Source organism: Chitinivorax tropicus (assembly GCF_014202905.1).
Classification (GTDB): Bacteria; Pseudomonadota; Gammaproteobacteria; order Burkholderiales; family SCOH01; genus Chitinivorax; species Chitinivorax tropicus.
In genome coordinates this window covers 66,870-80,800 of record NZ_JACHHY010000009.1, presented here as the reverse complement: position 1 = coordinate 80,800, position 13,931 = coordinate 66,870, and the positions used below count along the sequence as shown (strand labels likewise).

Below are 13,931 nucleotides of genomic sequence, written 5' to 3'. Positions count from 1 at the left end.
GCCTTTCAGGGCTTTGGTCGGGCAGTTCGCTATGTTATGCTGGTTGTACCTTTCCCTGTTATCAGCAGTGCGACCATGTCCGACGACCAGATCCGCCAGCATCGTGATGCCATCGATGATATCGATGTGCAGATTCTCAAATTGATTAATCAGCGTGCCCACCATGCCCATGAAATCGGTGTGTTGAAGGGCGGGGGCCTGGTCTATCGGCCTGAACGTGAAGCGCAGGTATTGCGACGGGTGAAAGATCTGAATCAGGGACCGTTGCCTTCTGAGTCGGTGGCACGCCTGTTCCGTGAAATCATGTCGGCCTGCCTGAGCCTGGAAAAGCCGTTGACGATTGCTTTTCTGGGGCCATTAGGGACATTCAGTGAGTCGGCTGTGGTCAAGCATTTTGGCCATGCGGCGCAGTTGCAGCCTAGCGTCTCGATCGATGAGGTATTCCGGCAGACCGAGGCTGGTATGGCTGACTACGCGGTGGTGCCGGTGGAGAATTCGACAGAGGGTGCCGTTGGGCGCTCGCTGGATCTGATGACGCAGACGCCGCTCAAAGTGTGTGGCGAGGTGGTGTTGCGTATCCATCAGCATCTGATGCGAAAGCGGCCTGATCTGGTGGGTATCACCCGTATCTACTCGCATTCGCAGTCTTTGGCGCAGTGCCATGAGTGGCTGAATCTGCATCTGCCCAATGCGGAGCGGATTGCGGTGGCCAGCAATGCCGAGGCGGCGCGGTTGGCTGCGGAGGATGTGAATACCGCAGCCATCGGCGGAGAGGCCGCAGCAGAGCGCTATGAGCTGGTAAAGGTGGTCAGCAATATTGAAGACGAGCCCAACAATACCACGCGCTTTCTGGTGTTGGGGCAGGCTGATGCAAGCCGGTCTGGCAAGGACAAGACCTCATTGGTCATGTCCGCCAAGAATCAGCCCGGTGCTGTCTTCCAGCTGTTGGCGCCATTGGCCGAAAACGGCGTCAGCATGACCAAATTGGAGTCTCGCCCATCAAGAGATGGGTTGTGGGAATATGTTTTCTTTGTAGATGTCGAGGGGCATCGGGATGATGCCTTGGTGCAAAAGGCGATGAAGGAACTTGCCGAGCGTGCGGTCATCCTAAGAGTCCTCGGTTCTTATCCTGTAGCGGTGCTTTGATGAAAAAAGTTTGTGTATTTTGTGGTTCTCGGTCTGGTAAAAATCCTGCTTATAAGGCAGCGGCTCGTGCGTTGGGTGAAGCCCTGGCCAGGCGCGGGTTGGCGTTGGTCTATGGTGGCGGTAATGTGGGTTTGATGGGTGAGATTGCCGATGCGGCTTTGGCTGCAGGCGGTGAGGTGATCGGCGTCATTCCGGATTTCCTGATGGAAAAGGAATTGGGGCATGGCGGCTGCACGGAGCTGCATGTGGTTGATTCCATGCATACCCGTAAGGCGATGATGGCAGATTTGGCAGATGCGTTCATCGCCATGCCAGGTGGTTTTGGTACATTTGACGAGTTGTTCGAGATCGTGACCTGGTGCCAGGTGGGTGTGCATGCCAAACCAATTGGCTTGCTGGATGTGGAGCATTATTTCGATCCACTGATCAAGATGGTGGAGTATGCCATCGACGAAGACTTTGCCCGCCAGGACAATCGCAGCCTGTTGATCGTGCGTGATGAGGTGGAGACCTTGCTGGATGCGCTCAAGACCACGCCGGTTGTGCTGGGCCCTAAATGGGATAAGCCGGTCACTTGTTGATGTGAGCCGGTAGCATAAAAAAACCGCCAGGAATGGCGGTTTTTTTATGCGTGAGGGGCCGACGGATACCGTTTCATCGATTGGTCTGGTCATGAAACGGCATCCATTCAGGGGCTTTTCCCGCGTCGATCAGCTCTTCTCCACGATCATGCGAGTCCGCATTTCGAGGTGCAGCGCGTGGCAGAAGTGCGGGCAATAGCACCAGAACACGCCCGGTTTGTCTGCTTTGAATGTAACGGATTTGGTCTCCTGCGGGTTCACGATGAAGCAGATGTCATATTGCGGAATCGCAAAGCCGTGTGCCAAGTCCTCCACCTTGTCGTGGTTGGTCAGGATGATGGTGACTTCGTCGCCTTGTTTGATGGTGAATTCCCGCATCGAGAACGCAGGGGCCTGGCTGGCCAAGTACACCGTCACCTTTTTCCCGTTGCGCTCGATCTTCTGGCTTTTCGGGTCGAGCACGGCATGGGGAAACTCTTTCATGTCGTAGATCTGGCGGGTCTTGATCACATCACGGCGTACGATGATGGCGTCATGCGGCTCGGGATAGGCGGTGTGGTCATGCAACAAGACCATCTTGTCACCGCTGATATCGATCAGTTGCTCGGTTTCGACATGTAACGGCCCGACTGGCAGGAAGCGGTCTTTCGAGAATTTATTGCCGGAATTGAAGAATTTGCCGTCTGCCTCCTTGGTTTCCCCCATCGAGGTATAGCCGTGGCCCGGTTGATAGTGGACATCGATGCGATCCAGTATCACCTTGGCACTCTTGTCACCTTGGAATTGCTTGATCGCCGCTTCGACATTCCATTTCACGATCTGGCTGTCGAGAAATAGTGATGTGTAGGCATTGCCTCGGCCATCGAAGCCGGTATGCAATGGCCCCAGCCCGACTTCCGGCTCACCGACGACGCAATCGCGGGGGCTTTTCAGCTCGCCTCTGAACCAAGCCTGGACACGGTCATTGGCAATGACGGTGCAGGTGGGGGAGAGCTTACCCGCGCACACGAAATACTTGCCATCTGGGCTGATATTGACGCCGTGCGGGTTCTTGGGTACCGGCACATAGCAGGTCAAGGCAGTTTTCGGATCGCTGTTGGCTTGGCTGCGGCCATCGACCACCGGCACTTTGCTGTCCCCGATGGTGACAAACTTACCGGCAGCCACGGCGGCCTCGACACGAGCAATGTCGAAGAACACACAGGCATCGCGCTCTGCCGGCATCATGTCTTCATAATGCACACCGTTTTCTGTGTTGTATTGGTTGGATGCTGCCAATTTGCCATCGTAACTGGTGGCCACCAGATCCATATTGCCATCGACCCGCACCTGCCAGCGAACCTCCATGGTTTCGGCGTCAAGACAGGAAAACAGGCAGCCATAAGCCGCTGTATCGGTCAACCCTGCGCCCTGATTGGGCAGGGGGATATGGAACTCTGCCCCGGCGAACACACGGGTGGTGTAGTTGATGTCAGCTTTGACCGGGTCTCGTTTGTCTGGGAACAGACCATGGTGCCCCTGTACATTCGGCAGCTGGGTGATCTTGTCGCACTCCATGGTGTCGCCCCGGATGCGCGCCACGCGGGAGTTGAGTTTGTCGTTGACCCAGAAATACTTGCCATCATAGGTGCCATCACGATACGAGCCGTGTACATGGTGGGTATCGCCGGTTTTGAATTTGGCACTGCCATCGGGCTTGGTGCCGAGAATGGCTTTTGACTCGTTGGTGATGCCCCAGCCAACCATACAGTCGATATTGAATACCGGAATCTCTTTGATGGTGCGGCCCGAGGGGAGGCCGTAGATACGCACATCACCGCTATGGCCACCTGAAGACAGGATGTAGTACTCATCCAATTGCCCAGGCGGGACATCGAATTTGCCGTGCGGTGCGCTTTTTGCATCACCTTGTGCATTGGCTGGCGTTTGTGCTGGGGTGGTGGATTGCTTGTCCTGGCAGGCAGTCAGCCCCATTGTCACACCGGCACCGGCCAGACCTGCCAATGCAGATTTACCGAGAAATGAGCGGCGACTTGGATCTGCGGGGGGGGTGTCGTGTTCGTGCATGGCGGGCGTCCTTGGTCAAATGATCAATGCAAAAACCAACCCGACAGGCTGCAGATGGCAGCTCCGTAGTGGCTTTGCGACCATTGTATGGCGCGCTGGTACTGGATTCCTTTGATCCGGGTCAATTGGAACGGCGAAACGTTTTCGTACACTAGGTTTGGTTCACATGGCTTCATGGCCGCCACCGGCCAAAAGACCTTGTCAACTCAAACCCAACAGCCAGGGCCACTGCCATGTGGGCTGAGTAGGCACGCTGTCTGGTGCTGACCGGCCTGCTTTCAACAGCAGGCCCTCTCATAATCAGGAAAGATTGGTCATCATGTCTATGCGCCTCATGTCCCCGATTGCGGTCACATTTCTTATTGCTCTGACAGGGTGTGGGCCCAGCCAGCCAACGGCTACCCAGCAGGCTTCGATGGAAACGACCGTTGCCAAACCTGTCGGGGAGGCGCATGCCAACCACGCTGCCCATGGCGCTGCTGGTGACCCCAAGCCTGGTGAGGCGGTATTCAAGCAGACCTGTGCGATGTGTCATCAGACGGGACTGTCCGGTGCGCCAATTCCTGGCAACAAGCAGGACTGGCAAGCTCGCATGGCCGCAGGCAAGGAGCGGCTGTACCAACATGCGATCGAGGGCTTTACCGGCGAGAAAGGCATGATGCCCGCCAAAGGGGCCAATGCAGCGCTGAGTGATGCGGACGTGAAATCTGCAGTGGACTATATGCTGGGCGCTGTTGATAAGGCTTCGTAACCGACCTGGCAGCGATTCCAGAGACAGGCCGTCGTTGTCCCTCGCAACGGTGGCTTGCCATCAGGCGTCTTCGAGGTACATCGGTTTCCCTTGAGCACAACCTTGCACCGTTGATGACCCCGCGTCAGCCGTGCGCTGGCAGGCTTTGGTGTATTGGCTGTATGTGTGTCAGGCAAGGCAAGGTGGCCTTGCCTGTTTGATTTACATGCCTGTGTCGTGTAATACCCCGCCATCCAGGCGGGCCATATCTGGTGTGATCTGTGCCAGGGTCAGCACTTTGCCGCCAAATTGCTTGGCAAAAGCATCCGCATCAGCGCGTTCCGCAAAGCTGGCGAAGGTCGGGCCCATGCTGCCCAGACGTTTGCTGCCCACTACGAACCAAGCCTGATTGGCATCGATCCAATGCTCGACCGGTTTTTCCCAAGGCGTCTTGCCGATATCCTGCACGTAGGCGCCAGCCACGCGGGTTGCCGTTTCGGGCTGTTTGAGCATGGATACCAATTCAACGGTATCGCAGAACGCATCCAGCTTTCCGTCCACATATTGGATCTGGCCTTTGGGGCCCGGGTAGTCAGCCAGCAGCATGCCGTCCAGCGCACAGGCAGCGCCAGCCGGCAACACCTGTGGGCCATTATTGGCGCCGGGCTTTTCACCGCATGCCGTCAAGGCCAGGCTGGTGCTCAGCATGCAGACGACCATTATCCGCCGAAATGTCGAGGAGGGCGGGGTGTCGGCGTGCGAGGCAGGGAGGGGGATCATGACAGGTTCCTTGGCTTCTGAATGAGTGAAAAACAAGCGTGTGGGTTGGCGGTCGGTCAGATCAGCCATGATGTTGTCTGAAACGATGGGTGGCCAGCGCAAGTGGCAAGACAATCCACCCGAGCATGACGCCGCCCAACACGCCAGGATGAGTCAACCAGCCTGGCAGGACGGTGGCCAGGCCATAAAAAGCGGTCAATTCGTCAGACGAGAAAATATTGAGGATGCGAAACACATCGGCAGGATTGAGCAACATGGCGAGGATCAGCGGTGCACCAGCGCGGTCACCCACCATCACCATGGCGCCCAGCAGCAGCAAGTCGAATGCCAGCACCAATATGAACCACAACGCGATTGCCAGCGCCCCGGCCCGGGCCCGGTCTGTTGCATATACGCTGATCAGGAAGGCCAGACTGAGAAAGGCGTAGCCAAGCAACAAGGCGCTGAGCACGAAGCCGCCGTAGTGAAAGGCGGCATTGGCATCCAGGCTGGGTAGCATGGCGATTGCCGCTACACCGAAACCGGCAATGGTGGCCACGGTCAGCGCCAGGGCCAACCCCAGATATTTGCCCAGCACCAGCTCGAACCAAGTCAGCGGCATGGAGGCCAGCAGATCGAGGGAGCCACGTTCGCGCTCACCGACAATGGAGTCAAAGCCAAGGATCAATGCGATCAGGGGTAGCAGATAGATCACCAGGCTGGTGAGACTGGCAATAGTAGGACCAATGCCACGAAACCCGACGCTGCCTTGCTGGGCCGCGCCAAACCAGGCGATGACCAGTGCAAACAGCGCGAACAGGATAGCCACCGCCACCACCCAGCGGTTACGGATGCGGTCGCGGAATTCCTTGGCTGCGATGGTGGTCAATGGGGTCAATGCGATCATCATGAGTGGGTTTCCTGCCATTGCCGCCGGTGGTTGACAAACAGGGCTTCCAGTGTCGGCTCCTGTAGTTGTATGTCGTCGATATGGGTGGACCAGCGCCCCAGTGCCGACAGCAGCCTGATCTTGTCTTCGCGTGGGATGTCCAGTACCGCGCCGGATGGGTTCTCCCGCACTGGCCAGCCAGCTGCCGCCAGCTCGCGGATGACGTGTGCCCGGCTGGCTGTTGTCAGGCGTAGCGCAACCCTGACCGGCAACGCGGCGGCGGCAGACAATTCGGCCACCGGGCCCAATGCCACGATGCGGCCATTGTTCATCATGGCGATGCGATCGACCCGGTGCTCGATCTCCGCCAGGATATGCGAGGACAGGATAATGGTTGCGCCATCCGCCTTGACTTCGTCCAGCAGCGCATACATCGCGTGGATGCCCTCGGGATCGAGTCCAGACATCGGCTCATCCAACAACAGCAGCCTGGGGCGGCCAAGCAGGGCCTGTGCGAAGCCCAGCCGCTGACGCATGCCTTTGGAGTAGGTCTTGACCCGGCGTTCGGCGGCGGCAGCCAAGCCAACCCGTGCCAGCAGGGCGTTGCAGCTGCTGACCGGCACGCCCTTCAGTCGGGCGAAAAAGGCCAGCGTTTCCAGTCCGGTCAGGTTGTCATACAGCACGATGTTTTCCGGCAGATAGCCGATCTGCTGGCGAATCTCTCTGAAAGCGGGGCCATACAGAGGCTTGCCCGTCAGGTGGATATGTCCTTGGCTGGGAGCCAGCAAGCCGAGAATCATGCGGAACAAGGTGGATTTACCTGCTCCGTTGTGGCCGATCAGCCCGAACAGCTCGCCGCTGCTGACGGTGAAATGTGCGTCATCCACTGCCAACAGCTCACCAAAGCGACGGCTGACATGATCGATTTCAATGATGGTTGGGCTCAAGCCATTCGCTCCAGTTGGCATGATGGGGCTGCATCGCGGGATGGGGGTCTACAATCGATGGGACACGCAGGATCGGGAACTGGCGTGACACCATGCGCAAGGTCTGCACGGCTGCGCTGTGGATCAACAGCTTGGCCAGCGGGTGGCGCCAGACCAGCCGATCAACGACATCATTGGCTTCATACTGCACATCGCCCCGTCCATCGCCGTCGTGATCCCAGCCCAGGTAATTGCTCCAGTAATTGCCGGCGGTCTTCCCCCAGATCTCGTCCCGGGTCGCTACATAGCGGATCGGCTCGCGATTGCCGATGAAGTCGTTGCCATCGACTGCGTTGCGATACGACCCGGCCCATAGATGCACGCCAACACGGTTGCCGATCACCAGATTGTTTTTCAATGTGTTGTATTCGGCGTCATAGATGAAAAAGCCACGGGCATTGCCAGCCACGACATTGTCTTCGATCACTGCATCCTGAATAGTGCGCAGCATGATGCCATGATCGGTATTGCCCCACGCCTTGTTACGGCGCACGATCTGCTCTCGTACCTCCATCAACGCCAGGCCGCCACGGTTCAGAAACACTTCGTTGTCTTCCCACACATTCTGGTGCGAATTCATGTAGTGGGTACCATACCGGGCGTGGTGCATGCGGTTGCCACGGAACAGCGCCTGATGCGACACATCCACATAGATACCATCACGCACGAAGCTGATGTCATTGCCGATGATGCGGGCGCGTTGCGAGTTATAGAGCTGGATGCCGTTGCCGCGTTGCGCGCTGGCATAGTCGCGTTTGCCGGTGATGCGGTTGTTTTCGATCAGAACATCATCTGCTTTTTCGATCCACAGCCCGAACAGCGTCCAGGCGAAATCGCAGCCCCGTACCACGGCCCGATGCGAGCCGCGCTCCAGATAGATGCCCGCATGCTGTGCGCCCAGATCGTTGCCACTGTCGCGCACGATGAAGCCCTCGATCATCACATCGGGCGACTTGACTCGGATGACATCGCCTTGCTCGCCGCCCGACAGCGTGGGTTTGCCTTTGCCGATCAGGCGTAGTGGCTTGTCGATGACCAGGTTGACTGGGTACACCCCAGGTGCCACCTCGATGGTATCTCCCGACGTAGCGCGGGCAATGGTGAGCGGCAGATCATCACCAGCGGTCACCTGCCAAGTCTTGGCGGCCACGGGCGTGCCCAGGCACCAAGCGATTGCCAGGCACCACCCCCACCTCATTTCACCACCTTGATCGGAATGAAGTAACCGTCTCGGCCCACCGCTGTCAGCGGCTCTCCGGCTTTGGCCCGCCGCTTGCGTTCTTTGGCCAGGGGTGGGCAGGCGTGGTCATCATAGTAGTAGACCATACAATCGAGACACTGCAGGCACTCCATCGGGTCGATCCGGCCATCGGCGCTGATGGCTTGCGACCCGCAGCTGACCGCACAGGCTTGGCAGGTGCCGCATTCATGCTTCCGACGTAAGGCAAACAGCCTTAAACGAGAGGGCAGCCCCAGCCCTGCACCCAGCGGGCAGAGATACTTGCAGTATGGGCGCTCGATCAGGATCGATGCCCCAAGAATCACCACCACAAACAAACCATATGGCCAGCTGCGCTGCCAGATACCCAATAGAAAGGTAGTCTTGAATGGCTCGATTTCCGCAAGCTGCTCAGCCAGTATCATTGAATGGAACGATATAGCGACCAGGATGGCCAATACGATGTATTTCAGCCATTTCAGGCGGTCATGCCACTGCTGAGGCAGCTTGCGCTGAAACCGACGCAACCCCAGCCCACCCCCTAGTTTGAACATCAGCTCGGACAAGGCGCCAAATGGGCACAGCCAGCCACAAAATACCCCGCGTCCCCAGAGCAGCACGGTCAGCGCGATGAACAGCCAGAACAGGAAGATCAATGGCTCGGACAGAAATAGCGACCAGCGCCAGCCATCGAACGGTGCATGCAATAGGGTCAGCAGTTGGGTCACCGAAGGCTGGGCCATCTGCCAGCCGCCCAGGGCGAAGATGGCGATCAGCCAACAGGCCATCTTCGGCCAGCTGATCCAGCGCTGGTGACCACGGCGGGATCGGCGCTGCCAAAGCGTCCGTAGCGAATGGAATACCACTACTGTGATCAGCAAGCCGGCAAATGCTGCTATCACCGGCATCTTGGCTTGCCACGCCGCAAGCCAGGGAGAGTGCGCCTGCTCGACCACGGGCCGTCCACCCTCCAGATAGGCGGCAGGCAGCCAGTAGTCGGCTTCGAAATTGGTAAAGGTCTTTTGATTGCTGGCCGCGTCGAGTTGGTTGCCAAGAAAGGTGAATGACCATGGGTAGGCTGCCGAAAAGGCCGGGTCACGCACGATGAAAATGCCCGACTCGGTATAGCCGGGGTGGCCTGCCGCCATGAGTGCATAGAGATTGAGATAGTCGCTGTCGCGGAAGGTCACGATGTCTTGGCCTTGCCGCAGCTGGATACGGTCATAGATGCCGCCTCTGACAAAGCCGGAGCCCTTGAACGACCCCGTGCCGCTGGCGATCACGAAAATCGCGTGCTCGCCCGGCTGCAGTCTCGCCATCAGCGTCTGAAAACCTGCATCACCCAACACGCTACGACCGATGGCTGGCGCATTGAGATAGCCGAAATACAAATCCAGATAGGGGGTGTTGCCTTGTGCCGGCTGGCCAACGTCCTGATGTGATATCTGCAACCTGCCGATACTGCCCTCCGCCAGCAAGGTGGCCCAATCCACCTGCTTGTGCGCCTTGGTCAAGGCTGCTTGTGGCCGTTGCTCGCTGGCAATCAGCCCGACCTGCCGGGCAATGGCGCGGCTGGTGCGGGTGATCAGCTGATTCTCGGCAATTAATGTCACCGTTGCGCCGGAGATGGCATCGACCGATACATGCTGCCCTTCCGCTTTGCCCAGCTCGAAACGAGTGCCAGCCAGATGGCCGAGATACTGCTGCACATAATCCACCAGCTTTTGCTCTGGAATGCCCAGTAACAGAATTGGCTCGCTGTGTTTCAGAATACGCACCCCAGCAATGCGCCCCTGGCTGTCCAGGCCGACCAAGGTCACCACCGGTTTGCCGGAATAGGCGGGAATGTCTGCCACGTCGGTACTCAGATACACATACCCCATCACCTGCCCATCCTTGGCGTAGGCCTCAACATAGGCAGGGTTACCTTTACGTTGTGAAAAACGCACGGCGTTGGGCATGACGCTGCCGCAATCCACCAAGCGGCACAAATCCGGGTCGGTAGCGAGCGTCGCTGGCAGCGTGACATCGTAGGTGGAGGCAGTCGCGACGGAGGAGAACAGCAGCAGGCATAACAACAGACAGCGCAACAACATCAACTTCCTCCCCATCGCCAGTTGAATGGCAGGATCATGAGTGGAATTGTAGGGATGCCTTGCTTGGCCGGCATTGATGTAAATCACACACTGGACTGGGCACCTGCTGGTATGGTTGCATGGCCCTGTGTCAGTTTGGTGCGGTGTCTGGGTTGTGGAGCAACGTGCCGAGTGGTGAGCCGGGCAAGCGGGTTATGACAATGGCACATGATCCGTGATATTGCCATGGCGCGTTGGCGGGCAATATAGACACAAAAATGATGTCAACGGAGCTGGCGGCCCAGGGTGGCCATCTCGTGCCGCATGTTATATCGCGCTGCCCCACAAAGCCCGCCGGTATTGCCTTTCCTATGATCAGGGTATCGCTCGCCGTGGCGCAGGTTGTTCATCAATCAAGAGGAGGGCGTGCGGCTACGATCGATTTGCGGGATGGTAGTCTGGAAGGTGCCTGGCGCAGAAAAGGATCAACTCAAGCTGGCCGTGTCGTGGACTTGGCGTGCCCCGGAAATGGCCATACTCAGCGCTGCCCACCAATCTGGCCCGCTATGCCTTGCAAGTGACAGCCATTCCCGGCCTGAACAATCGTTTGGGCAGGCAGGTGCCTTGCTCGATCACACTCGGGGCTGACCACTGCGTCCCTGACAAACCACTGGCCTGGGGCACTTCTTTCAATTATGTGAAACAAAGTCCTGTCAGGCTGTCTGCCTATGAGCAGGCAGATGCTGGCAATCAACGTGATCTGGATGTCTATGCCTGGTGGAAAGTCACCCCCAAGCTGCGATTACGTTTGGTGGCCAGTAATCTGCTCAAACACGACGAGCACAGGGAGCGCCGGTTTGTGAGCAATAAGTGGTCACGGGCTGGTCACACGGTGGTGAGTCGTGCATCGTTGGAGATGAAATGCTAGGTGTTGTTGCCACGGTTGGCGGGATGCGGGTTGTCTCTAAATGTGCAACAATGAAAAAATAAACTCAATCAATGCGCAATAAAATTGCGCTGCTGCGTTGGCATAACCACATTCAAGCCATTGTTTGCAATACACAAGCCCTGCAGCAGATTTTCAGAACTGGAGTAGATCATGTTGATCATCATGGATCGGGGCGCGACAGACGCCCAGATTGACGCGGTCATTCACCGCATTCGTGACGCGGGGCTGTCAGAGCATGTCTCGCGAGGGGTGGAGCGTACCATCATCGGCGCGATCGGTGATGAGCGCAAATTGGAAGCCGATATGTTCGAGCTGCTGCCTGGGGTGGAGCAGGCGATTCATATCGTCAAGCAATACAAGATCGTGGCCCGCGAGTGGCATCGTGACGATACGGTGATCGATATCGGCGGGGTCAAGCTGGGTGGGAGCTCAGTGCAGGTCATCGGTGGCCCTTGCTCGGTCGAGACCCAGGAACAGATGCAGCTGGCAGCGCGTTACACTCACGAGGCAGGTTGTAAATTGATGCGAGGGGGGGCATTCAAGCCTCGCACCAGTCCGTATACCTTCCAGGGCTTGGGGGTGAAGGGGCTGGAGTATTTCCGCAATGCGGCTCAGCAATACAAGTTGCCCATTGTCACCGAGCTGATGGATGTGCGCATGCTCGATACCTTTATGGAGTGGGATGTCGATGTGATCCAGATCGGCACGCGCAATATGCAGAATTTCGATCTGCTGAAAGAAGTGGGCAAGGTCAACAAACCTGTCATCCTGAAACGTGGCATGTCTGCGACCATTTCGGAATGGCTGATGTCCGCTGAGTATATTGCCGCAGGCGGCAATCACAACATCATTTTCTGTGAGCGGGGCATCCGCACTTTCGAGACTGCTTATCGCAATGTTTTGGATGTGACAGCGATACCCGTGCTGAAGCGTGAAACCCATCTACCGGTCATCGTTGATCCGTCACACGCCGGGGGCAAATCCTGGATGGTGCCGGCCCTGGCCCGTGCTGCGGTGGCGGCTGGCGCAGACGGGCTGTTGGTGGAAATGCACCCCAACCCTTGTGAAGCCTGGTGTGATGCTGATCAAGCGCTGACACCGCAAGAGCTCAAGGATCTCAACCAGACCTTGGCAGCGATTGCCGGGGCCTTGGGGCGGACGCTGAATGGTTGATCGGGTTGGCATGGTGGGCAGGCTGCTGCCCTGCGTATGCCTGCTGCTCGGGTCAGTTGCGTTTGCTTCTGAGGATGCGGAGACCCGGGTGGCCGTGAAGGCAAATGGCCTGCACGAGGCATGTTACAAGCTACGTGCGCGTGAAGCCCTGGTGTATCGGTTCGAGTCCGATCAGCTGATGGCGTTCAGCATTCATTACCACGTTGGGAAAAAGGTGATCTATCCCGTTCCGGTTCGACCCCTGGCATCACGCAGCGAAACCCGGTTCGTGCCACCCAAGGCGCAGGAGTATTGCCTGATGTGGGAAAACAGCGCGGACCAGCCGGTGCAGCTGAGTTATCACGCACATGTATCAAACAAATGATGTGTAGGCCGGCCCCAGCTGCCTGCGTCGAGACAAGCACGGAAAGTAGAACGAAAGTGTCAGAACCTTTTATATCCAAACTGGTGGTGATTGGTGTCGGGCTGATTGGTGGCAGCTTTGCATTGGGGCTCCGCAAGGCGGGGCGGGTTGGACAGGTGGTTGGCGTCGGGCGCGGGCAGGCGAATCTGGATCGGGCTTTGCATCTGAACCTGATCGATGAAGCCAGCCAGGATGTCCGCTCTGCAGTGCAGCAGGCGGATATGGTATTGCTCGCCATGCCCGTCGGGCAGATGGCCGAGGTGATGCAGGCCATCCGACCTGTGCTGCCCAGCCATGCCTTGATTTCCGATGTGGGCAGCACCAAACAGGATGTAGTCGCCATGGCGCGCGCCCATCTGGGTGAGCATCTGCCACGTTTTGTGCCAGCCCACCCTATTGCAGGTGCTGAGCAAAGTGGTGCTCAGGCGGCGCGATTTGGCTTGTTCGAGAACAAAAACGTCGTCCTGACCCCGTTGCCCGAAACCAACGAACACGCAACCCAGGTGGTGAGCACGCTGTGGCAAGTCTGCGGTGCGCGACTCAGCACTATGTCGGCAGCGGCGCATGATCAGGTTTTTGCTGCTGTCAGCCATCTACCGCATCTGCTGGCCTTTGCGCTGGTGGATGATATTGTGCACAAGGCGAATGCTGATCAGTGTTTCAAATATGCAGCCTCCGGGTTCCGCGATTTCACCCGTATTGCCTCCAGCCACCCCGAGATGTGGCGTGATATCAGCTTGGCCAACCGCGAGGCGCTGCTGAAAGAGCTAGCCTGCTATCAGGATCAATTGACAAGGGTTCAGACCATGCTGGCTGCCAATGATGCAGATGGGTTGGAACGCATGTTCGATGTGGCCCGCACTGCACGCAATGCTTGGCTGGATGGTCTGAAATAGGCGTTGCTGCCCCCGGTTCGGGGGCGGTAGGCGTGCCCCGCCGGTAGGCAGGGTCTGC

Annotated in this window: 13 protein-coding genes; 7 read left to right on the top strand and 6 right to left on the bottom strand. The window is 57.8% G+C overall.

The features are described 5' to 3' along the window. Window positions 1-75: 75 nt before the first annotated feature. Window positions 76-1,146 (top strand): prephenate dehydratase, encoded by a 1,071-nt coding sequence (pheA, locus tag HNQ59_RS08700; RefSeq protein ID WP_184037859.1) that lies wholly within the window; start codon window positions 76-78, stop codon window positions 1,144-1,146. Then, window positions 1,146-1,727: an LOG family protein gene (locus tag HNQ59_RS08695; RefSeq protein WP_184037856.1), complete on the top strand. Its 582-nt coding sequence runs from the start codon at window positions 1,146-1,148 to the stop codon at window positions 1,725-1,727. Before pheA ends, HNQ59_RS08695 begins: the two co-directional genes overlap by 1 nt. Window positions 1,728-1,856: 129 nt before the next feature. Here the strand turns inward: HNQ59_RS08695 and nosZ are convergent, their stop codons facing one another. After that, complete coding sequence (nosZ, locus tag HNQ59_RS08690) at window positions 1,857-3,794, bottom strand: TAT-dependent nitrous-oxide reductase (RefSeq protein ID WP_184037853.1); 1,938 nt, start codon at window positions 3,792-3,794, stop codon at window positions 1,857-1,859. A 415-nt stretch (window positions 3,795-4,209) separates the two neighbouring features. Between nosZ and HNQ59_RS08685 the strand changes: the two genes are divergently transcribed. Continuing rightward, entirely contained in the window at window positions 4,210-4,545 is a 336-nt protein-coding gene (locus HNQ59_RS08685; RefSeq protein ID WP_343074222.1) for a c-type cytochrome, read from the top strand. Between the two features lie 201 nt (window positions 4,546-4,746). Here the strand turns inward: HNQ59_RS08685 and HNQ59_RS08680 are convergent, their stop codons facing one another. Genes HNQ59_RS08680 through HNQ59_RS08660 form a run of 5 tightly spaced genes read right to left on the bottom strand, consistent with a single transcriptional unit; the run spans window position 4,747 to window position 10,473 of the window. After that, window positions 4,747-5,373, bottom strand: a complete 627-nt coding sequence (locus tag HNQ59_RS08680; protein WP_246490919.1) for a nitrous oxide reductase accessory protein NosL — start codon at window positions 5,371-5,373, stop codon at window positions 4,747-4,749. Then, complete coding sequence (locus HNQ59_RS08675; RefSeq protein WP_184038056.1) at window positions 5,366-6,187, bottom strand: ABC transporter permease subunit; 822 nt, start codon at window positions 6,185-6,187, stop codon at window positions 5,366-5,368. The genes HNQ59_RS08680 and HNQ59_RS08675 overlap by 8 nt, the downstream gene beginning before the upstream one ends. A gap of 2 nt (window positions 6,188-6,189) precedes the next feature. Continuing rightward, a complete protein-coding gene (locus tag HNQ59_RS08670; protein ID WP_184037849.1) occupies window positions 6,190-7,140 on the bottom strand; it encodes an ABC transporter ATP-binding protein in 951 nt (316 codons plus the stop codon). Next, the gene (locus tag HNQ59_RS08665) at window positions 7,100-8,356 is read right to left on the bottom strand and encodes a nitrous oxide reductase family maturation protein NosD (protein WP_184037846.1); all 1,257 of its coding nucleotides are present in this window, start codon (window positions 8,354-8,356) and stop codon (window positions 7,100-7,102) included. Before HNQ59_RS08665 ends, HNQ59_RS08670 begins: the two co-directional genes overlap by 41 nt. Next, entirely contained in the window at window positions 8,353-10,473 is a 2,121-nt protein-coding gene (locus HNQ59_RS08660) for a 4Fe-4S binding protein (RefSeq protein ID WP_184037843.1), read from the bottom strand. Before HNQ59_RS08660 ends, HNQ59_RS08665 begins: the two co-directional genes overlap by 4 nt. 496 nt (window positions 10,474-10,969) lie before the next feature. Here HNQ59_RS08660 and HNQ59_RS08655 point away from each other — a divergent pair, with 496 nt between their 5' ends. The 4 genes from HNQ59_RS08655 (at window position 10,970) to HNQ59_RS08640 (ending at window position 13,873) form a co-directional block, all read left to right on the top strand. Then, window positions 10,970-11,380: a hypothetical protein gene (locus tag HNQ59_RS08655; RefSeq protein ID WP_184037840.1), complete on the top strand. Its 411-nt coding sequence runs from the start codon at window positions 10,970-10,972 to the stop codon at window positions 11,378-11,380. 171 nt (window positions 11,381-11,551) lie between these two features. After that, on the top strand, window positions 11,552-12,574 hold the full coding sequence (aroF, locus tag HNQ59_RS08650) for a 3-deoxy-7-phosphoheptulonate synthase (protein ID WP_184037838.1): 1,023 nt from the start codon (window positions 11,552-11,554) through the stop codon (window positions 12,572-12,574). Then, complete coding sequence (locus HNQ59_RS08645) at window positions 12,567-12,938, top strand: hypothetical protein (protein ID WP_184037835.1); 372 nt, start codon at window positions 12,567-12,569, stop codon at window positions 12,936-12,938. The genes aroF and HNQ59_RS08645 overlap by 8 nt, the downstream gene beginning before the upstream one ends. A 56-nt stretch (window positions 12,939-12,994) precedes the next feature. Then, on the top strand, window positions 12,995-13,873 hold the full coding sequence (locus HNQ59_RS08640) for a prephenate dehydrogenase (protein WP_343074221.1): 879 nt from the start codon (window positions 12,995-12,997) through the stop codon (window positions 13,871-13,873). The last annotated feature ends 58 nt before the right edge of the window (window positions 13,874-13,931 follow it).